Source organism: Halomonas cibimaris, assembly GCF_055379665.1.
The window spans coordinates 1,566,958-1,589,787 of record NZ_AP043828.1 but is presented as its reverse complement, the minus strand read 5'-3'; the positions used below and the strand labels follow the sequence as shown (position 1 = coordinate 1,589,787).

The 22,830-nt window shown below is 64.8% G+C and carries 24 protein-coding genes; 10 read left to right on the top strand and 14 right to left on the bottom strand.

Features of this window, described 5'->3' with window-relative positions:
* Nucleotides 1–150 precede the first annotated feature (150 nt).
* The 4 genes from frr to rpsB form a co-directional block, all read right to left on the bottom strand.
* The gene (gene frr, locus ACZ415_RS07385) at nucleotides 151–708 is read right to left on the bottom strand and encodes a ribosome recycling factor (RefSeq protein WP_344705079.1); all 558 of its coding nucleotides are present in this window, start codon (nucleotides 706–708) and stop codon (nucleotides 151–153) included.
* Between the two features lie 13 nt (nucleotides 709–721).
* Nucleotides 722–1,507 (bottom strand): UMP kinase, encoded by a 786-nt coding sequence (gene pyrH / locus ACZ415_RS07380; RefSeq protein WP_344705080.1) that lies wholly within the window; start codon nucleotides 1,505–1,507, stop codon nucleotides 722–724.
* Between the two features lie 115 nt (nucleotides 1,508–1,622).
* Entirely contained in the window at nucleotides 1,623–2,492 is an 870-nt protein-coding gene (tsf, locus tag ACZ415_RS07375; protein WP_344705081.1) for a translation elongation factor Ts, read from the bottom strand.
* Nucleotides 2,493–2,580: 88 nt separating this feature from the next.
* On the bottom strand, nucleotides 2,581–3,333 hold the full coding sequence (gene rpsB / locus ACZ415_RS07370) for a 30S ribosomal protein S2 (protein ID WP_344705082.1): 753 nt from the start codon (nucleotides 3,331–3,333) through the stop codon (nucleotides 2,581–2,583).
* A 397-nt stretch (nucleotides 3,334–3,730) separates the two neighbouring features.
* On the opposite strand from rpsB, the gene map reads away from it, so the two are divergent.
* The 5 genes from map (at nucleotide 3,731) to dapE (ending at nucleotide 9,825) form a co-directional block, all read left to right on the top strand.
* On the top strand, nucleotides 3,731–4,522 hold the full coding sequence (map, locus tag ACZ415_RS07365; protein ID WP_344705083.1) for a type I methionyl aminopeptidase: 792 nt from the start codon (nucleotides 3,731–3,733) through the stop codon (nucleotides 4,520–4,522).
* Nucleotides 4,522–7,197: a [protein-PII] uridylyltransferase gene (locus tag ACZ415_RS07360; protein ID WP_344705084.1), complete on the top strand. Its 2,676-nt coding sequence runs from the start codon at nucleotides 4,522–4,524 to the stop codon at nucleotides 7,195–7,197. The genes map and ACZ415_RS07360 overlap by 1 nt, the downstream gene beginning before the upstream one ends.
* A 25-nt stretch (nucleotides 7,198–7,222) precedes the next feature.
* On the top strand, nucleotides 7,223–7,591 hold the full coding sequence (locus ACZ415_RS07355; RefSeq protein WP_344705085.1) for an ArsC/Spx/MgsR family protein: 369 nt from the start codon (nucleotides 7,223–7,225) through the stop codon (nucleotides 7,589–7,591).
* 64 nt (nucleotides 7,592–7,655) lie between these two features.
* On the top strand, nucleotides 7,656–8,681 hold the full coding sequence (gene dapD, locus ACZ415_RS07350; protein WP_344705086.1) for a 2,3,4,5-tetrahydropyridine-2,6-dicarboxylate N-succinyltransferase: 1,026 nt from the start codon (nucleotides 7,656–7,658) through the stop codon (nucleotides 8,679–8,681).
* Nucleotides 8,668–9,825, top strand: coding sequence for a succinyl-diaminopimelate desuccinylase (gene dapE / locus ACZ415_RS07345; protein WP_344705087.1), 1,158 nt, complete (start codon nucleotides 8,668–8,670; stop codon nucleotides 9,823–9,825). Before dapD ends, dapE begins: the two co-directional genes overlap by 14 nt.
* Before the next feature lie 99 nt (nucleotides 9,826–9,924).
* Here the strand turns inward: dapE and ACZ415_RS07340 are convergent, their stop codons facing one another.
* Complete coding sequence (locus ACZ415_RS07340; RefSeq protein ID WP_344705088.1) at nucleotides 9,925–10,479, bottom strand: cold-shock protein; 555 nt, start codon at nucleotides 10,477–10,479, stop codon at nucleotides 9,925–9,927.
* 83 nt (nucleotides 10,480–10,562) lie between these two features.
* Here ACZ415_RS07340 and ACZ415_RS07335 point away from each other — a divergent pair, with 83 nt between their 5' ends.
* Nucleotides 10,563–10,808, top strand: coding sequence for a SlyX family protein (locus ACZ415_RS07335; protein WP_344705089.1), 246 nt, complete (start codon nucleotides 10,563–10,565; stop codon nucleotides 10,806–10,808).
* Between the two features lie 68 nt (nucleotides 10,809–10,876).
* Here the strand turns inward: ACZ415_RS07335 and ACZ415_RS07330 are convergent, their stop codons facing one another.
* The 5 genes from ACZ415_RS07330 to radC form a co-directional block, all read right to left on the bottom strand.
* On the bottom strand, nucleotides 10,877–12,067 hold the full coding sequence (locus tag ACZ415_RS07330) for a class I SAM-dependent rRNA methyltransferase (RefSeq protein ID WP_344705090.1): 1,191 nt from the start codon (nucleotides 12,065–12,067) through the stop codon (nucleotides 10,877–10,879).
* A gap of 31 nt (nucleotides 12,068–12,098) precedes the next feature.
* Nucleotides 12,099–12,920 (bottom strand): bifunctional DNA-formamidopyrimidine glycosylase/DNA-(apurinic or apyrimidinic site) lyase, encoded by an 822-nt coding sequence (mutM, locus tag ACZ415_RS07325; protein ID WP_344705091.1) that lies wholly within the window; start codon nucleotides 12,918–12,920, stop codon nucleotides 12,099–12,101.
* Nucleotides 12,921–13,041: 121 nt separating this feature from the next.
* Complete coding sequence (rpmG, locus tag ACZ415_RS07320; RefSeq protein ID WP_189518268.1) at nucleotides 13,042–13,197, bottom strand: 50S ribosomal protein L33; 156 nt, start codon at nucleotides 13,195–13,197, stop codon at nucleotides 13,042–13,044.
* Between the two features lie 71 nt (nucleotides 13,198–13,268).
* Entirely contained in the window at nucleotides 13,269–13,505 is a 237-nt protein-coding gene (gene rpmB, locus ACZ415_RS07315; RefSeq protein WP_344705092.1) for a 50S ribosomal protein L28, read from the bottom strand.
* 197 nt (nucleotides 13,506–13,702) lie between these two features.
* Nucleotides 13,703–14,377: a RadC family protein gene (gene radC, locus ACZ415_RS07310; protein ID WP_344705093.1), complete on the bottom strand. Its 675-nt coding sequence runs from the start codon at nucleotides 14,375–14,377 to the stop codon at nucleotides 13,703–13,705.
* 134 nt (nucleotides 14,378–14,511) lie between these two features.
* Here radC and coaBC point away from each other — a divergent pair, with 134 nt between their 5' ends.
* Genes coaBC through argB form a run of 4 tightly spaced genes read left to right on the top strand, consistent with a single transcriptional unit; the run spans nucleotide 14,512 to nucleotide 18,661 of the window.
* A complete protein-coding gene (coaBC, locus tag ACZ415_RS07305) occupies nucleotides 14,512–15,774 on the top strand; it encodes a bifunctional phosphopantothenoylcysteine decarboxylase/phosphopantothenate--cysteine ligase CoaBC (RefSeq protein WP_344705094.1) in 1,263 nt (420 codons plus the stop codon).
* A complete protein-coding gene (gene dut / locus ACZ415_RS07300) occupies nucleotides 15,771–16,232 on the top strand; it encodes a dUTP diphosphatase (protein WP_344705095.1) in 462 nt (153 codons plus the stop codon). Before coaBC ends, dut begins: the two co-directional genes overlap by 4 nt.
* Nucleotides 16,233–16,289: 57 nt before the next feature.
* A complete protein-coding gene (locus tag ACZ415_RS07295) occupies nucleotides 16,290–17,684 on the top strand; it encodes a phosphomannomutase/phosphoglucomutase (protein ID WP_344705096.1) in 1,395 nt (464 codons plus the stop codon).
* Between the two features lie 56 nt (nucleotides 17,685–17,740).
* Nucleotides 17,741–18,661 carry an acetylglutamate kinase gene (gene argB / locus ACZ415_RS07290; protein WP_344705097.1) on the top strand — a complete coding sequence of 307 codons (921 nt, stop codon included), beginning with the start codon at nucleotides 17,741–17,743 and terminating at the stop codon, nucleotides 18,659–18,661.
* Here argB and rpoH read toward each other — a convergent pair.
* The 4 genes from rpoH to ftsY all read right to left on the bottom strand — a co-directional run bounded on the left by rpoH (nucleotide 18,658) and on the right by ftsY (nucleotide 22,725).
* Nucleotides 18,658–19,530 carry an RNA polymerase sigma factor RpoH gene (rpoH, locus tag ACZ415_RS07285; protein ID WP_344705098.1) on the bottom strand — a complete coding sequence of 291 codons (873 nt, stop codon included), beginning with the start codon at nucleotides 19,528–19,530 and terminating at the stop codon, nucleotides 18,658–18,660. The two genes, argB and rpoH, sit on opposite strands and share 4 nt — an antisense overlap.
* Nucleotides 19,531–19,820: 290 nt before the next feature.
* Nucleotides 19,821–20,843: a permease-like cell division protein FtsX gene (gene ftsX / locus ACZ415_RS07280; RefSeq protein WP_344705099.1), complete on the bottom strand. Its 1,023-nt coding sequence runs from the start codon at nucleotides 20,841–20,843 to the stop codon at nucleotides 19,821–19,823.
* Nucleotides 20,840–21,508, bottom strand: coding sequence for a cell division ATP-binding protein FtsE (ftsE, locus tag ACZ415_RS07275; protein WP_344705100.1), 669 nt, complete (start codon nucleotides 21,506–21,508; stop codon nucleotides 20,840–20,842). Before ftsE ends, ftsX begins: the two co-directional genes overlap by 4 nt.
* Nucleotides 21,505–22,725, bottom strand: coding sequence for a signal recognition particle-docking protein FtsY (gene ftsY, locus ACZ415_RS07270; RefSeq protein ID WP_344705101.1), 1,221 nt, complete (start codon nucleotides 22,723–22,725; stop codon nucleotides 21,505–21,507). The genes ftsE and ftsY overlap by 4 nt, the downstream gene beginning before the upstream one ends.
* Nucleotides 22,726–22,830: the final 105 nt, after the last annotated feature.

Sequence of the window (22,830 nt, the reverse complement as noted above, 5' to 3'; positions counted from 1 at the left end):
TTGCACGTTGCCACAGACGTTGTCAGCGCGGGCCGGGCGTGTATCAGTAGGCGACGGTGGCGTCATGGCATCTCGGCTCTGAAATCAGACATGGAAAGCAACGCGAGGTCGAAAACGGCGGCATCGGGCGGCGATAGCGCACCGTGCACGCTACACCTTCATCAGATCGTCTTCTTTGGAAGACAGCGCTTTATCAATCTCGGCGATATGCTTGTCGGTCAGCTTCTGGATCTCTTCTTCGCCCAGGCGCTGGTCGTCTTCGCTGATGTCTTTGTCCTTGAGCCGCGTTTTGAGGCTGGCGTTGGCGTCGCGGCGCACGTTGCGTACCGCCACCCGCGCGGTTTCCGCTTCGCTGCGCGCCTGCTTGATGTAGCCCTTGCGGGTTTCCTCGGTGAGCATGGGCATGGGAACGCGAATGACGTTGCCGGCGCTTGACGGGTTGAGACCCAGATCCGACATCATGATGGCCTTTTCGATCTTGGGCACCATGTTGCCCTCCCAGGGGCTTACCGTCAGCGTGCGCGCGTCTTCCACGTTGATCGACGCGACCTGGTTGAGCGGAACCTCGCCGCCGTAATAGTCAACGGTGACCGCATCGAGAATACTCGGATGGGCACGGCCGGTACGAATCTTGTTGAAGTTGGCATGCAGCATCTCGACGCTTTTTTTCATGCGGGTTGCGGCATCTTTCTTGATGTCTTCCATCACTTACCCTCGCGTATTAGCCTTGGTTGATCAGCGTGCCTTCCCGGCCTCCCACGACCAGGTTCAGCAGCGCGCCCGGCTTGTTCATGTCGAATACCCGCACCGGCATATTATGGTCACGCACCAGACAGATAGCGGTCAAATCCATGACGCCGAGCTTTTGCTCCAGCGCATCATCGTAGCTGAGCTGCTCGTATTTCACCGCATCCGGATGCTTTTCCGGGTCCTTGTCGTAGACGCCGTCGACCTTGGTCGCCTTGATCACCACGTCCACGTCGACCTCGATGCCGCGCAGGCAGGCGGCGGAGTCGGTGGTAAAAAACGGGTTGCCGGTGCCGGCGGAAAACAGCACCACATCGCCCGATGTCAGATAGCGAATCGCCGACCGGCGGTCGTAGTGTTCCACCACGCCGCTCATCTGAATGGCCGACATGACCCGGGAGCGAATGTTGGAGCGCTCCAGCGCATCGCGCATGGCCAGCGCGTTCATCACCGTGGCCAGCATCCCCATGTGATCCCCGGTGACGCGGTCCATGCCCGCCTCGTTGAGCGCGGCCCCGCGAAACAGGTTGCCGCCGCCGATGACAATGCCGACCTGCACGCCGATGCCGACCAGCTGGCCGATTTCCAGCGCCATGCGGTCAAGCACCTTCGGGTCAATGCCAAAGTCGTGCTCGCCCATCAGCGCCTCGCCCGAGAGCTTGAGCAAAATACGCTTGTAGTTTGACTTGGAGCTGCTCGACTGCGGGCTTTCAGCCTTGTGGGCGGCGGGGGACAGCGGTTCGTTTGTCTGGTGGGGCATGGCAACTCTCCTGCAGCAGGCGTGAGCGGATAAATGGCGGTGGCTCCCGGAAGCGGGAAGCAGATACACAAAGGCGTGCGCCGGGACGCACGCCTCATGGACAGAAACGCAGGCCTTAGGCGCGGCCAGCCTGTTCCATGACTTCCTTGGCAAAATCGACTTCTTCGACCTCGATGCCTTCACCCACTTCAAAACGGGTAAAGCCGACCACTTCGCCGCCCGCTGCCTTGACGTATTCAGCCACGCTCTGGTCAGGGTTTTTGACGAAGGGCTGCTCGGTCAGGCTGTTTTCCGCCAGGTATTTCTTCAGGCGGCCCTGGACCATTTTTTCGGCAATGTTTTCCGGCTTGCCGGCCATGTCCGGCTGGGCCAGGATAACCGCTTTTTCAGCGTCCAGCTGCTCCTGGGGCATGTCGTCGGGACGGGCAACGCTTGGGTTGATCGCCGCGACGTGCATGGCAACGTCCTTGGCGGCCTCAGCGGTGCCGCCCTTGAGCACGGTCAAAACGCCGATGCGGCCGCCGTGAACGTAGGCGCCCACGGTGTTGCCCTCGCCGGCGTCCACCACCACGGCGCGACGCACGCTGATGTTCTCGCCGATCTTTTGCACCAGCTCTTCGCGGGTCTTTTCCAGATCGCCTTGCATCACCGCGGCGACGTCGTCGTTTTTGGCGGCGAAAAACGCATCCACAATCGTATCGGCAAACGCGGTGAAGTTGTCGTCGCGGGCGACAAAGTCGGTCTCGGAGTTGATCTCGACCATAACGCCGTAGCTGCCGTCGTCGGCTACCCGGGTAACGACGGCGCCTTCAGCGGCGGTGCGTTCGGCTTTCTTGGCGGCCTTGAGGCCGGAGTTTTTGCGCAGATTTTCAATCGCGACGTCGATATCGCCGTCGGTTTCGGTGAGTGCTTTTTTGCACTCCATCATGCCAAGGCCGGTGCGCTCGCGCAGTTCCTTGACCTGAGAGGCGCTGATAGCTGCCATGGGAATTCACCTCTGATAAGTCTAACGAAATGATGAAACGCCATGGCCAGGGGGCGCACCCCCTGGCCGGTACCACAAGCGAGCCGGCTTACTCGGCGGCAGCGCTTTGATCGGCGGCCGGGGCCTCGTCGTCGGTAACTTCGACAAACTCGTCCGGATCCCCTTCCTTGGCGCTGGCGCAGGCGTCAGCGATGGCCTTGACGTAGATCTGAATGGCGCGGATGGAGTCATCGTTGCCCGGAATCACGTAGTCAACGCCGTCAGGGTTGGAGTTGGTATCCACCACGCCGATGACCGGGATGCCCAGCTTGTTGGCCTCGTTGATGGCCAGGCGCTCGTGGTCTACGTCGACCACAAACAGCGCGTCCGGCAGGCCGTTCATGTGCTTGATACCGCCGATGGAACGCTCAAGCTTGTCTTGCTCGCGGGTGGTCATCAGCACTTCTTTTTTGACCAGCTTTTCGAAGGTGCCGTCTTCGTGCATCGCTTCCAGGTCGTGCAGGCGCTTGATGGACTGACGGATGGTCTTGAAGTTGGTCAGCATGCCGCCGAGCCAGCGGTGATTGACAAACGGCTGGCCGACGCGGTTGGCTTCTTCCTTGATGATCTTGCTGGCACTGCGCTTGGTGCCGACAAACAGGATCTTGTTGTTGGCCGCGGCCATCTTGGCGACAACGTCGATCGCTTCGTTCAGCGCCGGCAGCGTGTACTCAAGGTTGATGATGTGGATCTTGTTGCGCGCGCCGAAGATGTACTGGCTCATCTTCGGGTTCCAGTACTTGGTCTGGTGGCCGAAGTGAGCACCTGCCTTGAGCAGGTCACGCATATTGACATGTGCCATGGTAGAACTCCTGAAACTCGGGTTAGGCCTCCACGCACCCCATGGATCCGACCGGCGACGCCGCGTGGCGTTCATCGGCACCCGGGACCATGTGCCGGTGCATGTGTGTTTTCAAGGCTTGCGGTTACTAATATAAGTAGCGGCTGCCGCGCCGCGGGGCACGGTAGCGACACGCTTCGTTGCAACGCCGGGGCGAGCCCTTATCGGCTCCGGCCGAGGCCGGGGTGCATAGCGCTGCCCGGATACGACGCACGATTGCAGGAAAGCGCGCGGCTTTATACCATAGTTCCCCGTCAAGATGAAGTCGCCGCGCCTTTTACCGGCTTATCCGCGGGCCGGATCTTATCCGCTGGCTTCACCGCCTTATGGCTTTCACCTTCTATATCAACGAGTATCCATGAACGTCCCGATTAAAACGTCCGCCGAAATCGACAAGATGCGCGTGGCCGGCCGCCAGGCGGCCAGCGTGTTTGAAATGATCATCCCCCACGTCAAGGCGGGCATCAGCACCGGGGAAATTGACCGCCTGTGCCATGACTATATCGTCAACGAGCTGGGCTCGACCCCGGCGCCGCTGAACTATCACGGCTTTCCCAAGGCGACGTGCACCTCGATCAACCATGTGGTCTGCCACGGCATCCCTGATGACGCCAAAAAGCTTAAAAAAGGCGATATCCTGAACCTCGACATCACCGTCAGAACCGCTGACGGCTATCACGGCGACTCCAGCATGATGTTCATCGTCGGCGAGTCCATTCAGGGCGAGCGCTTAAGCCGGGTGACCCAGGAATGCCTGTATAAAAGCATGGCCGCCATCAAGCCCGGCGTGCGTTTGTCCGAGCTTGCCCGGGTCATCCAGCACCACGCCGAGGCCAGCGGCTATTCGGTGGTGCGCGACTTTTGCGGCCACGGTATCGGCGCCGACTTCCACGAAGAGCCGCAGTTTCTGCACTACGACGGCTACGCCCCGGAAGCCGACATCGCGCTTGCCCCCGGCATGTGCTTCACCATCGAACCCATGATCAACGTCGGCAGCTACAAAACCAAGGTGCTGCGCGACGGCTGGACGGCGGTGACCCGGGACCGCAGCCTTTCCGCCCAGTGGGAGCACACTCTGCTGGTCACCGACACCGGCGTGGAAGTGCTCACCGCCCGGCGCGACGAAGACCTGAGCTTTCTCGAGGGCTAATGCTGCTTCATCACTACCGCTTCGTGCCGGATACCACCCTGCTCGATCTCGACGCTTTTCGCGCCGAGCTCGCCGGCTCGCGCTCGCCGGTCGCGCCGTTCAAAGCGGCGCTGGCGTCGCTTCAGCAGCAGCTGGACGCGCGCTTTCGCCAGGGTGCCGACATTCGCGATCTGGTGCGCGGGCGCGCCTGGCACCTCGACCGGCTGCTGGCCGTTGCCTGGGCGCAGCACGCCTGGCCCGACGACGGCATTGCCCTGCTCGCCGTGGGCGGCTTTGGCCGCGGCGAGCTGCACCCGCATTCCGATATCGACCTGATGGTGCTGCTCGAAGGCGATGACGACCGCGCCTACCGCGAGCCGCTCACCGCCTTTATCACTTTTCTCTGGGATATCGGTCTGGAAATCGGCCACAGCGTACGCTCGCTTAACGACTGCGAGCGCGAAGCCCGGGACGATGTCACGGTGATGACCAACCTGCTGGAAACCCGGCTGATAAAAGGCCCTGAGCGCCTGCGCGACGCCCTGCGCGAACGTCTGGATACCCGCCGGCTGTGGCCTGCCGATCGTTTTTTTGCCGCCAAGCGCGACGAGCAGCTCGCCCGCCACCAGCGCTACAGCAACTCCGAATATCACCTGGAGCCCAACATCAAAAGCTCCCCCGGGGGGCTTCGCGATATTCAGATGATCGGCTGGGTGGCCAAGCGCCATTTCGGCACCGAGCACTACGCCGATATCGTCGCCAACGGCTTTATGAACGACGCCGAGCTGCGCATTTTAAGCCAGGGACAGGCGTTTTTGTGGCAGGTGCGCTACGCCCTGCACATGCTGGCCGGGCGCGCCGAAGACCGCCTGCTGTTTGACCACCAGCGCCGCATCGCTGAGCTGTTCGGCTTCAAGGACAGCGCCGAGCGTTTGGCCGTCGAGCAGTTCATGAAGCGCTACTACCGCCACGTCACCGCCCTTGCCGGGCTCAACGACATGCTGTTGCAGCACTTCGACGAGGTCATTTTGCGCGGCGGCGAGGCGCTGGCAACCATTGAGCTCAACGAGCGCTTCGAGACCCGCGGCGGCTATATTCAGGCGCGTTCGCGCTCGCTGTTTCGCGAGCATCCCGAAGCGCTTTTGGAGCTTTTTCTGCTCATGGCCAACCACCCCGAGATCGAAGGGGTGCGCGCCGACACCATCCGCCTGATCCGCGATCACCGCCACCTGATCGACGATCACTACCGCGAAGATCCGGCGCACCAGCGGCTGTTTCTGGCGCTTCTGCGCTCGCCGGGCAACGTGGCGCGCCAGCTCAGGCGGATGAACCGCTACGGCATTCTGGGCAAGTACCTGCCCGAGTTCGGCCAGGCCGTGGGGCTGATGCAGCACGACCTGTTTCACCTCTACACCGTGGATGCCCACACCTTAAAGCTGCTCAAGCTTTTGCACCGCTTTCGCAAGCCCGAAGCGCGGACGGACTACGCCGTGGCCGCCGAGCTGATGCCCAAACTGCCAAGGCTGGACGTGCTGTGGATCGTCGGGCTGTTTCACGATATCGGCAAGGGCCGCGGCGGCGATCACTCCATCATCGGCGCGCGGGACGTAGAAGCGTTTTGCCACAGCCACCGGCTTTCCGCCCACGATACGCGCCTGGCCAGCTGGCTGGTGGAGCATCACCTATTGATGTCGATGACTGCGCAAAAGCGCGATATCACCGATCCTGAAGTCATCCGCGATTTCGCCCTGACCGTGCACAACGAAACCCGGCTGGACTACCTGTACGTGCTCACCGTGGCCGACATCAACGCCACCAACCCGTCGCTGTGGAACGGCTGGCGAGCCACGCTTTTGCGCCAGCTCCACGCCGAAACCCGCCGCGCGCTGCGCCGCGGGCTGGACAACCCGCCGGACCGCGACGACTGGGTGCGCGAAACCCGCGACGAGGCGCGCTCACTGCTCCACGATGCCGGCATCGACGACGCTCGCATCGACCCGCTGTGGGATTCGCTGGGCGAAGACTACTTTTTGCAGTACGCCCCCGGCGAAATCGTCTGGCAGACCCGGGGCATTCTCGCCCACCGCGACCCGCAGCTGCCGCTGGTGCTGATCAGCGCACCCGCCGACGGCATGGAAACGGGCGGCACCCAGGTGTTTATCCATACCCGCTCGGTGGACGATCTGTTTGCCGCCACCGCCGCGGCCATGGAACAGCTGGGGCTTTCCATTCACGACGCGCGCATCGCCACCTCGCACAACGACTGGACGCTGAACACCTTTATCGTGCTGGACAACCAGCACCAGGCCATCCGCGATAGCGAACGCATAGAAGAGATGCGCCGCCATCTGGTCGAGGAGCTGGACGACCCGGACGACTATCCGCGCATTGTCACCCGCCACACCCCGCGCAAGCTCAAGCACTTCAAGGTGGCCACCCACGTCAGCATCGAGCAGGACCCGGCCAACGAGCGCACGCTGCTGGAGCTCACCGCCCCGGATCGCCCCGGGCTTCTGGCCCGGGTGGGGCGCATTTTCATGGAGCAGGACATCGCTCTTTCCGCCGCCAAGATCGCCACGCTCGGCGAGCGCGTGGAAGACGTGTTTTTCATCACCACCAAGGCCGGCGAGCCGCTCACCGATCCCGACCGTCAGGCCCGGCTGCGCGAGCGTCTGATCGACGTGCTGAGCGTATAACGACGAAGGATCACCCGAGGACACCATGCTCACCCTTTACACGATTACCACCTGCGACACCTGCCGCAAGGCCCGCCGGGCGCTTGATGCACAGGGCACGGAGTACCGCCTGCACGACCTGCGCCGAGACGGCGTGCCACAGGCGCTGATCGACACGCTGCTGGCCGAGCGCGGTGCGGCGGGCGCGGCCAACAAACGCAGCAAGACCTGGCGCGAGCTGGATGACGCCGACAAACGCGCCTTCGCCGCCGACGCCCCGGACACGGCCCGGGCCCGGGCGCTTCTGGCCGAGCACCCTACCCTGCTCAAGCGCCCGCTGCTCACCGCCGCTGACGGCATCCTGCTTGCCACCGGCTACCGGGACGGCGACTACGCCGATCTTGGCACGCTCTGACGCCTGAGGCGCGGCGGGCCGCCGCGCCCATTCCGCAGCATCTTCTGCATTCAAGGAGCGACGCATGCTCAGCTTTGCACTCGGCATCGGCACCCAGAACACCCAGGGCGACTGGCTGGACATCTACTACCCGGCCCCGCTTTTTCAGCCGGACGCCAGCCTGACCGACGCCGCCCAAAAGGCGCTGGACGCCCCGGACGGCAACGCCGCCGTGAGCTTTCTGCCCGAAGACTGCCCGACCCTCGCCCGGGCGCTGGCTGACGCCGGCCACGCCGAACAGGCCGAGCTTGCCGAGGCGCTGGGGGCAAGCCGGCGCCCGCTGGTGGCCATGTTTATCGACCGCGACCGGCCGCCGCAAACCGCGCCCGAGGTCTATCTCAAGCTGCATCTGCTGTCCCATCGCCTGGTCAAGCCCCACGGCGTGGACCTCACCGGCATGTTCGGCCTGCTGCGCAACATCGCCTGGACCGATGAAGGCCCCGTTGACATCGAAGAGCTGCCCGCCCGCCGGCTCAAGGCGCGCCTGGCCGGGCGCACCTTGCGCGTGGACTGCGTGGACAAGTTTCCCAAAATGGCCGACTACGTCGTCCCCCGTGGCGTACGCATCGGCGACACCTCCCGGGTGCGGCTGGGCGCCTACCTCGGCGAAGGCACCACGGTGATGCACGAAGGCTTTGTCAACTTCAACGCCGGCAGCGACGGCCCGGGGATGATTGAAGGGCGCGTCTCCGCCGGCGTCACCGTGGGCAAGGGCTCGGACCTGGGCGGCGGCTGCTCCACCATGGGCACGCTGTCCGGCGGCGGCAACATCGTCATCAAGATCGGCGAAGGCTGCCTGATCGGCGCCAACGCCGGCATCGGCATTCCGCTGGGCGACCGCTGCACCGTGGAGGCCGGGCTCTACGTGACCGCCGGGGCCAAGGTCACCCTGATCGACGCCGAGGGCAGCGAGGCCGGCGTGGTCGCCGCCCGGGCGCTGGCCGGCCAGAGCGATCTGTTGCTGCGGCGCAGCTCGCAAAACGGGCGCATCGAATGCTTGACCAACAAGAGTGCTGTGGCACTGAACGAGGCGCTGCATGCCCACAACTGAGTCTGCCACGCTCCAACTGGCCTGCGAGCTGATGCGCCGGCCCTCGGTCACCCCGGACGACGAAGGCTGCCAGGCGCTGCTCATCGCGCGGCTTGAGGCGCTGGATTTTCATATCGAGCGCCTGCCCTTCGGCGAGGTCGACAACCTCTGGGCGGTGCGCGGCCACCACGGCCCGGTGCTGGCCTTTGCCGGCCATACCGACGTAGTACCCAGCGGCCCGGAAAGCGCCTGGCAGTATCCGCCCTTTGAGCCGTGCATCGACGCGGACGGCATGCTCTGCGGGCGCGGCGCGGCGGATATGAAAGGCAGCCTGGCCGCCATGATCACCGCCGTGGAAGCTTTCGTTGCCCGCCACCCGGATCACGACGGGCGCATCGCCTTTTTGCTCACCTCCGATGAGGAAGGCCCCGCCAGGGATGGCACCCGGGCGGTGGTCGAGCACCTTCGCGAGCGCCACGAACGGCTGGACTACTGCATTGTCGGCGAGCCTTCGTCCACCGCGCGGCTGGGGGACGTGATCAAAAACGGCCGGCGCGGCTCGCTGGGCGCCGTGCTGCGGGTACAGGGGATTCAGGGCCACGTGGCCTATCCGCATCTGGCGCGCAATCCGGTCCACCAGGCCATGGCAGCGCTGGATGCGCTGATCCAAGAGCGCTGGGACGCAGGCAACGCCTTCTTTCCCGCCACCAGCTTCCAGATTTCCAACCTGCGCGCCGGCACCGGGGCCACCAACGTCATTCCCGGCGAGCTGGAAGTGATCTTCAACTTTCGTTTTTCCACCGAGGTCACCGCCGACGCGCTCAAAACGCGCACCGAAGCGCTGCTGGACGCCTATGGCCTGGCCTACGAGCTGGACTGGAACCTCAGCGGCGAGCCGTTTTTAACCGCCGCCGGCGCGCTGATCGACGCCGCCACACAGGGCGTGCAGGCCGTGACCGGCAAGCGGCCTGAACTATCCACCTCCGGCGGCACCTCGGACGGGCGCTTTATCGCCACGCTGGGGGCCCAGGTGGTGGAGCTGGGCCCGCTCAACGCCACCATCCACAAGGCCAACGAGCGCGTTCGCGCCGCGGATCTGGACGACCTGAGCCGCATCTATACCGCCATTGTTGAGGCGCTGTTCGGCCCGGCCGCCAGCGCGTAAGCGCGTCACAAAAGCCGCGCGTATTACGCAAAAAAACCCCGCCGCGGCGGGGTTTGGATAAAGCGAAGGCGCCTGGCTTATGCCAGCAAAACGCCTGGCCTATTCAAGAATGCTGACGTCGTCGGCCTGCAGGCCGCGTTCGTTGCGAATCACCTGATAGCGCACCACCTGCCCTTCGTGCAGCATCCGCGGGCCGCGCCCGCGAATGGCGCGAAAATGGACGAAAACGTCTTCGCCGCTGTCCCGGGTAATAAAGCCGTAGCCCTTGTTGGTATTGAACCACTTGACGTCGCCTTCTTCGCGCCCGTCGTCGGGGTCAATCACGTTATCTTCGTGATCCCGCTCCTCTTGTTCATACGCCACCGGCGCCTCATCCGCCGGTGGCGCAGCGGCGGCTACCGGGGCACTGGGTGCCTGCACGACCATGGGCGGCGCCAGCGCCGCGGCGGCCAGCGTGCCCACGCACAGCAGCACAAAGCAGCCAAGCGCTGCGGCAAAATACGCGCCGACGCCGCCGATCATGGCAAACTCGGCGATCCACTCATTGATAAGCGGGGTGCTGACCAGCTGAAAAATGCCCGTCAGCAAAAAAGGCGCCGGCGCGGCCAGCAGCAGACTGATCAGAATACAGCGCAACACAACTTTTGGATTCATGGATAGAAAAAGCTCGCTTGTTGTATCGATGACAAAGGAAGGACAATACGTCGTCCCAAACTCCACAAGACGGCGATGTTACCATGCCCCACAAATTGTCGCCTGCCGCCCTTCAGGCACGACTTGACGATCTGGAAGCCCGCCTGGCCTTTCAGGAAGACTGGCTCGACACCCTTGATCAGGCCGTCATCACCCAGCAGCGCCGGCTGGAGGCGCTGGAAAGCATCAGCGCACTGATGCAAAAGCGGCTTCGCGAACAGCAGATAACGGCCGACACCGCGGCAGCCCAGGCAGGCAACGCCGAAGACGAGGCGCCGCCGCACTATTGAGCGCTTAAGCCAAGACGCGGTATCCAACCGGCCAGGGTAGTCTGTGTCGGACCCCCTGGCCGGCGGCGCTAGTCGCGGAAAACCCGCACGCCCAGCGCCTTGAGGTAGGCGGTTTCGGGAATCGCCGGGTGAACCGGGTGGTCCGCCGCCTGATGGCCCTGAAAGATCACCTGGCCGTGGCGGTCCTGATGGCGCACCGCGCCGCGCACCACGTCCATCAGCCGCTCGGGGGCCAAGTGCATGGAGCACGACGCCGACACCAGCAGCCCGTCCCGGCCCAGCAGGCGCATGGCTTCGCGGTTGAGCCTGGCATAGGCGCGCTCGCCGGCGGGGATATCCTTGCGCTTTTTGATAAACGCCGGCGGATCCAGCACCACCACGTCAAACTGCTCGCCGTCGGCCTTGAGCGCGGCCAGCGCCTCGAAGGCATCGCCTTCGCCGATGGCCACCTGCTCGTGCAGGCCGTTGCGCTCGGCGTTTCCCGCCACCTGCTCAAGGGCCGCGCCCGAGGCGTCCACGCACAGCACCTCGGACGCACCGCTGGCCGCCGCCTGCACGCCCCAGCCGCCCACATAGCTGAACACGTCCAGCACGCGCTTGCCGGCCACGTGGCGGTTGAGCCAGGCGCGGTTGTCGCGGTGGTCGAAAAACCACCCGGTTTTCTGGCCGTCGAGCACCGGCACGGCAAAGCACACGCCGTTTTCTTCCAGCAGCACTTCGTCGGGCAGCGTGCCCTTGACAACCTCGACGTGAGCGTCGAGCCCTTCCTGACGGCGCCCGCCGGTGTCGTTGCGAAACACGATGGCGGCCGGCTTGAGGACCTTTTCCAGCGCGTCGACGATGGCTTCGCTTAGCGCCTGCATGCCGGCGGTATTGAGCTGCACCACGACCACATCGCCGAAACGGTCCACCACCAGCCCCGGCAGCAGATCACCCTCGCCGTGAATCAGCCGGTAGAACGGCCGGGCGTACAGGCGCTCGCGCAGGGCCAGGGCCTGCTTGAAGCGGTGGACAAACAGCGAGCGGTCCACCGCCATTGCCGGGTCCCGGGACATGACCCGCGCGCAGATCAGCGAGCCGGGGTTGACGTAGGCCACGCCCAGCGCGCGGCCGTTGGACGCCTCCACCCGGGCGAGATCGCCGCTTTGAAAGGCTTTCAGCGGCGTGGCGCGGATATCCACTTCGTTGGAATAGATCCACAGGTGCCCCGCCTTCAGGCGGCGGTCGGCGTTTTTCTTGAGTCGCAGAGGTTGGCTCACAGGAGTCTCCCAAAAAGGGGTAATACGAGACTTAGCGCTGGCAGGCCGGGCAGTAGACGCTTGCCCGCTGGCCCAGCACGACGTGTTTGAGCCGCGCACCGCAGCGCCGGCAGGGCTCGCCGCGGCGGCCGTAGACGTTGAGCCGCTGGGCAAAGTAGCCCGGCTCGCCCTGGCCGCTGACGAAATCGCGCAGCGTGGTACCGCCCTGGGTAATCGCGGCGGCCAGCACGTCCCGGGCGGCACCGGCCAGGCGCTGATAGCGCACCCGGCTGATGCGCCCGGCCTCTCGGCGCGGATCAATCCCGGCCATGAACAGCGCCTCGGCGGCGTAGATGTTGCCCACCCCCACCACCACGCGGCTATCCATCAAAAACGGCTTGACCGCCATGCGCCGCCCGCGCGAACGCTGATAAAGCCGCTCGCCGGTGAAGCCTTCGGACAGCGGCTCCGGGCCCAGATGCGCCAGGCGCGAATCGCGACTCTCGTCGCCGTCAAGCCAGTCGACAAAGCCGAAGCGGCGCGGGTCGTGGTAGCGCAGCACGTCGCCGCTTGCAAGCACCAGATCAACGTGGTCGTGCTTTTTCGGTGTATCGCCCACCCGGGCGATACGCAGGCTGCCGGACATGCCCAGATGCCACAGCAGCGTGCCCGGCGCATCCACCAGAGGCAAAAGCAGATACTTGGCCCGGCGCCGGGGCGTATCCAGGCGCGCACCGATCAGCCGCTCGGCCAGATCCGCAGGCACCGGCACCCGCAGGCGGGTATGGCGCACGCGCACCTCGGTTATTTCCTGGCCTTGGATATACGGGGCGATACCGCGGCGCGTGGTTTCAACTTCGGGCAGTTCAGGCATGGCAAAACGGGTCGCTATTCGACTGGGTAACAGCGCAGGCAACGACAGGCACGCAAAAACCCGGCACGAAGCCGGGTTTTTGCGACAGGTCCTCGCCTGCGGAAAAGCCGATCAAGCGCGTTTACTTGATCTTGGCTTCCCGGTAGATCACATGCTTGCGTACCACCGGATCGTACTTTTTGAACTCGAACTTGTCGGGCGTATTCCGCTTGTTCTTGTCGGTGGTATAGAAGTGACCGGTACCGGCGCTGGATACCAGCTTGATTTTATCGCGCATGGTGTAACTCTCCCCAAAAATTCAGCACGTCTGGCCGGGAAGCCCCGGCCCAGCTCTGGCCCGCAGGCGTCTTAGAACGCTTCGCCGCGCTTGCGCAGGTCGGCAAGTACGCTGTCGATGCCCTTTTTGTCGATGATGCGCATGCCCTTGGAGGAAACGCGCAGCTTGACAAAACGGTTTTCCGACTCGACCCAGAAGCGGTGCGAGTGCAGGTTCGGCGCGAAACGACGACGCGTCCTGCGCTGGGAGTGAGAAACGTTGTTACCGTATACCGGGCTTTTGCCGGTAACTTGACATATATTGGACATGAGAGTCTCCAACCGCTTGGCGAGTGGTGCAAAAACCGTTTTCAAAACCGTCGGGCAGACCCGAGCAGGGCGGCAGCCGGCGTTTGATCGCCTTGACTTTCCCAGGCCCGTTATTCAACCCAAGTTCAAAGGTGGCATTTTATACCAGAGACAGCGCGCTACGACAAGAAAAACCGCGTTTTCGCAGCGGTTCCGGGCTACATCCAGCCGCGCTCGGTAAACGAAACCACCTCGCCGTCGCCCACCACGAAATGATCCAGCACGCGAATATCCAAAAGCCCCAGCGCGTCCTGTAGCCGCCGGGTAATGCGCCGGTCGGCATCGCTTGGCTCGGCCACGCCCGACGGATGGTTGTGCGCCAGAATCAGCGCCCCGGCCCCAAGCTCCAGCGCGCGCCGGGCGACTTCCCGGGGGTAGACCGAGGCGCTGTCCAGCGTGCCGCGAAAAAGCGATTCAAAGCGGATGATGCGGTGCTGGGTGTCCAGAAACAGCGCGGCGAACTCCTCGTGGCCCAGGTGGCGCATCTGCGCGGTCAGGTAGTGGCGTACCAGCGCCGGCGAAGTCAGCGCGTTGCCCCGGGCCAGCTGGCTGGCCAGATGGCGGCGCGAAAGCTCAAGCGTTGCCTGCAGCTGGGCATAGGTGGCGCTACCCAGCCCCTTCACCGCGCAGAATGCCGGCTGGTCGGCTTCCAGCAGCGGGCGCAGTCCGCCAAACTCGGCCAGCAAATCCCGCGCCAGATCCACCGCCGAGCGCCCGGGTACGCCCACCCGCAGAAATATCGCCAGCAGCTCAGCGTCCGAAAGCGCCAGCGCCCCCATCTGCAGCAGCTTTTCTCTGGGCCGCTCGCCTTCCGGCCAGTGGTTGATCCCCATACGCTCTCCCTGTCTGTGTCTGTGTCATCCCTGATAAAGCACCGCGAAAGCCTTGTGCGCCCGCGTTCAGCATGCCAAAGCCGCGGCGCGAATGGTATGGTACGCCCCTTGGAAAACAGAGGGACTATTCTGCCATGGCTGCTTTGACCCTGTCGGGCAAGCGGGTGCTGCTGGGCGTCAGCGCCGGCGTTGCCGCGTATAAAAGTGCACTGATCACGCGCCTTCTCAAGCAGGCCGGCGCTGACGTGCGCGTTGTAATGACCGACGGCGCCCAGGCGTTTATCGCCCCGCTCACGCTGCAGGCGCTGTCCGGCGAGGCGGTGCGCACTTCGCTTCTGGACCCGGCGGCCGAAGCCGGCATGGGCCATATCGAGCTGGCCCGCTGGGCCGACGTAATCGTGATCGCCCCGGCCACCGCGGACGTAATGGCGCGGCTGGCCCACGGGCTGGCCGACGACCTGCTGGCTACCCTGTGTTTGGCAAGCGAGGCGCCGGGGCTGATGGCCCCGGCGATGAACCAGGCCATGTGGAAAAGCCCGGCCACCCGGCGCAACGCGGCGCTGCTGGCCGACGACGGCTGGCAGCTGATCGGCCCCGACGCCGGCGATCAGGCCTGCGGTGACAGCGGTTTCGGCCGCATGAGCGAGCCCGAGGCCATCGTCGCCGCCGTAGCCCGGCGGCTAACACCGCCGGCCGCCGGCGGGCACGTGGTGATTACCGCCGGCCCCACCCGCGAGGCCCTTGACCCGGTGCGCTACCTGTCCAAACACGCGCTATCCAACCACAGCTCGGGCAAGATGGGCTTTGCGCTGGCCGCCGCTGCGCTGGAACAAGGCTTTCGCGTCACCCTGATCAGCGGCCCGGTAACGCTTGCCACCCCGGCGGGTGTGACACGTATCGACGTCACCACCGCCGCCGAGATGCACAAGGCCGCCATGCGCCTGGCCCCCGAGAGCGACGTATTTATCGGCTGCGCGGCGGTGTCCGACTACCGCGCCGCCGAGATCGCCGAGCACAAGCGCAAGAAAACCGACGACAACACCTTGACGCTCACTCTGGCCAAAAATCCCGATATCATTGCTGACGTCGCCGGGCTTGACGCCGCGCAGCGCCCGCCGGTGGTGGTCGGCTTTGCCGCCGAGACCCGCCGCGTCGAGCGCTATGCCCAAGACAAGCTCGCCGGCAAGGCGCTGGATATGATCGTGGCCAACGACGTCTCCGCCGCCGGGCTGGGTTTTGGCAGCGACGACAACGCCGCCTGGCTGCTGTGGCGCACCGGCAGCGGCACAGAAAGCGCCCGCCAGCCGCCCCAGCCCAAAACCCGGCTCGCCCGGGCCGTGCTGCAGCGCGCCATTGCTCTGCTTCCTGCTCCACCCGCTACCGAGGACCCTGCATGACGCCCTCTCAACCGCGCCTTGAATGCCGCGTACTCGACGAACGCCTGCGCGACGTTATGCCCGCCTATGCCACCCAGGGCTCGGCGGGTATGGACCTGCGCGCCCTGCTGGACGCGCCGCTGACGCTTTCCCCCGGCGACTGCGAGCTGGTACGCACGGGGCTTGCTATCCACATTGCCGACCCCAATCTGGCCGGCATGATCCTGCCGCGCTCGGGGCTTGGCCACAAGCACGGCATCGTGCTGGGTAACCTGGTGGGGCTGATCGATGCCGACTATCAGGGCGAGCTGATGATCTCGGTGTGGAACCGCGGCCAGCGCCCTTTCACCGTCGAGCCGCTGACGCGGCTGGCCCAGTACGTCGTCGTGCCCGTTGTTCAGGTCGCGCTCGACGTAGTGGACGACTTCACGCCCAGCGAACGCGGCGCCGGCGGCTTTGGCAGCACCGGCGCACGCTAGGCTGCCCGGCCGCGGCCTGCCACCCCGATTCACGCTCCGACTGGAACCCCCTCTCTTATGACGCCCAACGCTTCCATTTTTCGCGCCTACGACATTCGCGGCATCGTTGATCACACCCTGACCGAGCAAGGCGTTGCGCTGATCGGCCACGCCATCGGCAGCGAAGCCGCCGCCCGGGGCGAAACCACCGTGGCCGTCGCCCGGGACGGCCGGCTTTCCGGCGAGCGCATGCAGGCCGCGCTGATTCGCGGGCTCACCGCCGCCGGGCAAAACGTGGTCAACGTCGGCATGGTGCCGACCCCGGTGCTGTACTTTGCCACCCACGTGCTTGATGCCACGACGTCCGGCGTGATGGTCACCGGCAGCCACAACCCGCCGGACTATAACGGCTTCAAGATCGTACTCGGCGGCGAGACGCTCTCCGGCGAGGCCATTACCGCGCTGCATCAGCGCATTGTCGACGGCGATCTGGTTCACGCCGCGCCGGGCGATGAAGGCCGCGTCAGCGACCACGACCTGCGCGAAGCGTATCTTGAGCGCATCACCGGCGATATTCAGGTCAAACGCCCGCTCAAAGCCGTGGTGGACTGCGGCAACGGCGTCGCCGGCGAGCTCGGCCCCGAGCTCATCCGCCGGCTGGGCGTGGAGACAATCCCGCTGTTCGACGACATTGACGGCACCTTTCCCAACCACCACCCGGACCCGGGCAAGCCGGAAAACCTCACCGACCTGATCGCCAAAGTGCAGGATACCGGCGCCGACATCGGGCTTGCCTTTGACGGCGACGGCGATCGGCTGGGCGTGGTGACGCCCGCCGGCAAGCTGATCTACCCCGACCATCTGCTGATGGCCTTCGCCGCCGACATGCTGGCGTGCAATCCCGGGGCAAAAGTCATCTTTGACGTCAAGTGCACCGGCAACCTGACCGAGGTGATCGAGCGCGCCGGCGGCGAGCCGGAAATGTGGCGCACCGGGCACTCGCTGATCAAGGCGCGAATGAAGGCAACCGGTGCGGCCCTTGCCGGCGAGATGAGCGGGCATATTTTCTTCCAGGAGCGCTGGTACGGCTTTGACGACGGCCTTTACGCCGCCGCCCGGCTGGTGGAAATTCTCGCCGGCCAGGGCGACGACGCCGACACCTTCTTTGCCGGCTTCCCGCTGGACGTGGGGACGCCGGAAATCAACATCGAGGTGACCGACGACGACAAGTTCTCTCTGGTCGACAAGCTTGCCCGGGAGGGGGACTTCGGCGAAGGTATCAAGACCACGCTCGACGGCATCCGCGTGGACTACGCCGACGGCTGGGGGCTTTGCCGCGCTTCCAACACCACACCGATGCTGGTGCTGCGCTTTGAAGGCAAGACCGAGGCGGCGCTTGAGCGCATTCGGGGGCAGTTTGCCGCCGCGCTGCGCCAGATTGATGCTGCCCTGAAGCTGCCCGAAAACCGTTAACCGGCCCGCGCTACGCCGTCCTGCAACGCTTCATCACAAATACCCAAGGGATCACCATGAACGCAGCCAGTCGCGACCCCCAGGTCGTTGTGGAGGTGCTGTCCGAGGCACTTCCCTATATTCAGCAGTTTTCCGGTAAAACCGTGGTCGTTAAATACGGCGGCAACGCCATGACCGAAGATCATCTGATCGATTCGTTTGCGCGCAACATCGTGCTGATGAAGGAGGTCGGCATCAACCCGGTGGTCGTCCACGGCGGCGGCCCGCAGATCGGCGAGCTTTTGGGCAAGCTCAACATCGAATCGCGCTTTGTCAACGGCATGCGCGTCACCGATGCCGAAACCATGGACGTGGTGGAAATGGTGCTTGGGGGGCTGGTCAACAAAAGCATCGTCAACCTGATCAACCAGTGCGGCGGCAAGGCCATCGGCGTCACCGGCAAGGACGGCGCACAAATTCGCGCCCGGCAGCTGCACGTCGAGCAGCAAAATCCCGAACATACGGCCTCGGAAATCATCGACATCGGCCACGTCGGCGACGTTGAAGCCATTTCCACCGATCTGATCGAGATGCTCGCCGCCCGGGATTTCATCCCGGTGATCGCCCCTATCGGCGTCGACGGCAGCGGCAAGAGCTACAACATCAACGCCGACCTGGTCGCCGGCAAGGTCGCCGAGGCGCTGGCCGCAGAAAAGCTGATGCTTTTAACCAACGTCGCCGGGCTGATGAACGATAGCGGCGAGGTGCTGACCGGGCTGACCACCGCTCAGGTGGATGCGCTCATCGACAACGGCACCGTCCACGGCGGCATGCTGCCCAAGATTCGCTGCGCGCTGGACGCGGTCAAGGGCGGCGTGCAGAGCGCGCATATTATCGACGGCCGGGTGCCCCATGCGGTGCTGTTGGAAATTTTCACCAACGCAGGGGTTGGCACCCTGATCACCGCCCACCCGGCAGAGCAGCCGCCCGCCTGCTAGGCAAAAAGGGTATCTCCCATCTTGTGGCGCAGTTTTTTCATGGCGTTTTTCTCCAGCTGACGAATGCGCTCGGCGGAGACGCCGTAGACGTCGGCCAAATCGTGCAGCGTGGCCTTGTGCTCGGCCAGCCAGCGGCGCTGGAGAATATCCCGGGAGCGCGCGTCCAGCCCGTGAAGCGCTGACTGCAGCCGCTGCGAGGCGTCCTGCTCGTAGTCGCTGTCTTCGAGCTGGGTGGCCGGGTCGGCCGCCTCGTCGTTGAGAAAGTGCACCGGCGCCCGATAGGCGCTGGCGCTGTCTTCGTCATCGCTCGGCGAGGCGTCAAAGCCGGCATCAAACGACGACAGGCGCCCTTCCATATCGCGCACGACCTCGGGCTTGACGTCGAGATCCTTGGCAATGGCATCGACTTCGTCGTTGTTGAGCCAGGCCAGGCGCTTTTTCGCGCTGCGCAGGTTGAAAAACAGCTTGCGCTGGGCCTTGGTCGTGGCGATTTTGACAATGCGCCAGTTGCGCAGCACGAAATCATGAATTTCCGCCTTGATCCAGTGCACGGCAAACGAGACCAGCCGCACGCCCTGGTTCGGGTCAAAGCGCTTGACGGCCTTCATCAGGCCGACGTTGCCTTCCTGAATCAGATCCGCCTGTGCCAGCCCGTAGCCGGAATAGCTGCGGGCAATGTGGACCACAAAGCGAAGGTGCGAAAGGACCAGGCGGCGCGCCGCCTCCAGGTCCCCCTCGTCGTACAGACGCCAGGCAAGCGAGCGCTCTTCGTCTGCGCTCAGCACCGCAATGCGGCTGATCGCGTTGATGTAGCCGCCCAGATCGTTGCCCGGCGATAGCTGGCCTACCGGTAGAAGACTGTTGCTCATATGCAGGTGGCCTCCCTGAAATACCCCTAATATGCGTGACGCTGACTGTAAAAACGGACGCGGCTTTTCTGCGACACCGTTACGGTACGGCCGCACGATGTACGCTGGTGTGACGCTTGGCTTTTACGCTTTGATGTGACGCGCTATCTTGCATGACGGCTTATCTTGCACGAACGCTTGCCCTGAATGACAGCGGATGTGTGGCATGTGTGCGGTGCTGAATATAGTAGACAACGCCACGCTTGAAAAGTTCCCCGCCGCCTCGCCCAAGACGGCTCCAGCCGGCACCGTCAGCGCGGCCGATTGCCGGCCAGATGCCGACTCACCGCCAGCCATGCGCCCAGCCAGCCGAGCAGTGTACTGCACAGCAGCAGCGCTGTAGACCCCGCAACGCCCAGCGTCGGCAGGGTAAACGTAGCGCCATAGCTTTGCGCCAGCGCCTGTATCGGCAAGGCCAGCCAGCGCCCGCCCAGCGTCAACAGCCCCAGCGCCAGCGCCCCGCCGCCCAGGCCGTACCAGGCGCCGCTGTAGAGAAACGGCCGGCGCACAAAAGCATGCGTCGCCCCGATCAGCGTGACCACTTCGATCTCGCGCCGGCGGCTTTCCACCGCCAGCCGCACGGTGTTGCCCACTACCAGCAGCACCCCCGAACCGAACAGCACGCCCAGCGCCAGGGTCACGCGCCGGCCAAGCTCCGCCAGATGGCGCAGCCGCTCAATCCAGGCCAAATCCAGACGCACCTCGTCTACGCCGGATATTCCGCCCAGCCGGGCGGCCAGCGCCTTCACGGCGGCGGGCGCGGCGCGCTGCGGCGTCACCACAATACTTGCCGGCAGCGGATTGTCGTCAAGCCCGCTTAGCGCATCGTCAAGCCCCAGCGCGCGCTGAAAATCCGCCATGCCCTGCTCGGCGCTGATCAGCCGGGTTTGCGCTACCTGCGCGTCGGCGGCTATTGCCTGCTCCACGCGGCCGGCCTCGCCCGGCGTGACCCGCGGGTGCAGATACACCGTCAGCGTTGCACCGTCGTCGACTTCTGCGTCGAGCAGGCGCGCACCGGACAGCGTCAGCCACAGCGCGGCGGGCAGCACCAGGGCAACGGCGATGGCCAGCATGGTCAAAAGGCTGCCGATCGGATAGCGCAGCAGCCGGCGCACGCTGTCCAGCGCCATGGCGCGATGATGACGCAGCCAGGCACGCAGCCGGCTGGCCGCTCCCGGCCCCGCGTTCACCGGATGCGCCGCCCGGGCCGGCGAGGCGGACTTTTGCGGGCGCTGTCGGCGGGCTGTGACGGCGGGGCGGCGCGGCTCGTTCATCGCGCCCCCTCGTCGGCGATCAGCCGCCCGTCGGCCAGGCGCAGCATGCGGTGGCGCAGCCGGGTGATCAGCGCCAGGTCGTGGCTGGCGATCATCACCGTGGTACCGATGCGATTGAAGTCTTCAAACAGCGTCATGATGTCGGCGGAAAGCTCAGGATCCAGGTTGCCGGTGGGCTCGTCGGCGAGCAGCAGGGCCGGCTTGTTGACCACCGCCCGGGCAATGCCCACGCGCTGCTGTTCGCCGCCGGAAAGCTCCACGGGCAGCGCGCGCTCGCGGTGCAAAAGGCCGACTTTATCCAGTGCGGCGCGCACCCGGCGGGCCGCCTCTCTGGGCGGCGCGCCCTGAATCTCCAGCGGCAGCGCCACGTTGTGAAAAATCGAACGGTCAAACAGCAGCTGGTGATCCTGAAACACCACGCCGATCTGGCGGCGATAAAACGGCACCTGGCTTGGGTGAAGCCGGGCAATGTCGTGGCCGGCTACCACCACGCGCCCGCGGGTGGGGCGCTCAAGGCGCATGATCAGGCGCAAAAGCGAGCTTTTGCCCGCCCCGGAGTGGCCGGTGAGAAACGCCATCTCGCCCCGGCCGACGCCAAAATTGATGTGCGAAAGCGCCTCAAAGCGCCCGCCGTAACGTTTGCCCACGTGCTCGAAAGCGATCATTCGCCGGCGTCGTCGCCTTGGCGGTCAAACAGCGCGTCGACAAACTCCCGGGCGACGAAGGGGCGCAGATCGTCCAGCCCTTCACCCACGCCGATAAAGCGAATCGGCGTTTTCAGCTGGCTGGCGAGCGCAAAGATCACCCCGCCCTTGGCGGTGCCGTCGAGCTTGGTCAGGGTAATGCCGGTGACCGGCACCGCTTCGTTGAACGTGGTCGCCTGGCTGATGGCGTTCTGGCCGGTGCCGGCGTCGAGCACCAGCATCACCTCGTGGGGCGCGGCGGCGTCGAGCTTTTGCACCACGCGGTGGACTTTTTTCAGCTCCTCCATCAGGTGGCCCTTGTTGTGCAAACGGCCGGCGGTGTCGGCGATGATCACGTCCACCCCCCGGGATTTGGCCGCGGCCACGGCGTCATACACCACCGAGGCGCTGTCGGCCCCGGTGTGCTGGGCAATCACCGGCACGCCGTTGCGCTCGCCCCACACCTTGAGCTGTTCCACCGCGGCAGCGCGGAACGTATCCCCGGCGGCGAGCATCACGCTTTTGCCTTCGCGCTGAAAGCGCTGGGTGAGCTTGCCGATGGTGGTGGTCTTGCCCACGCCGTTGACCCCTGCCACGAGCATCACAAAGGGCCCGTCGCCGGCCGCCTCAACGTCCAGCGGCGTGGTCACCGGCTCCAGCATCGCCGTCAGCTCGTCTTGCAGCGCGTGATACAGCGCCTGCGGGTCGCTGATTTCCTTGCGCGACACCCGCGCCTCAAGCCGCTCGATGATGGTAGTGCTAGCCTCAATGCCTACGTCGGCCATCAGCAGCTGGGTTTCCAACTCTTCAAGCAGCTCGTCGTCGATCTGCTTTTTGCCCAGAAACAGATCCGCCACGCCGTCGGTGAAGCTGGCCCGGGTCTTGCCCAGCCCCGCTTTGATGCGCGCAAACCAGCCCTTTTTCTCCGGGCGCGAGGCAGGCTGCGGCTGGGGCGCCGGGGCCGGCGCAACGCCGGGCTCAGGCTCGGCGGGCGGCTCGGGCCGGGGTTCGGCCTCGGGCGCAGCATCCGGTGCAGGCTCAGCCTCGTCGGCGGGCGGTGGCGGCGCGGCGGTGCCGTCGTCTGCCGTGGCATCGGCGGTTTCTTCTGCCGCCGGCTCTTGAGACGGCGTGCCGTCGTCTTCTGCCGCCGGATCGTGGGTATCATCGTGTTTTTTCTTGCGCTTTAAAAAACCAAACATGGCACTCGTCCGCACAGATTATGGTGAAAAAAAAGCAAAAAGGCTGTCGCCGGCGGGATACGGGCAATCAGGATGGGAACATCCTACCACCGCCCATCAAGACTT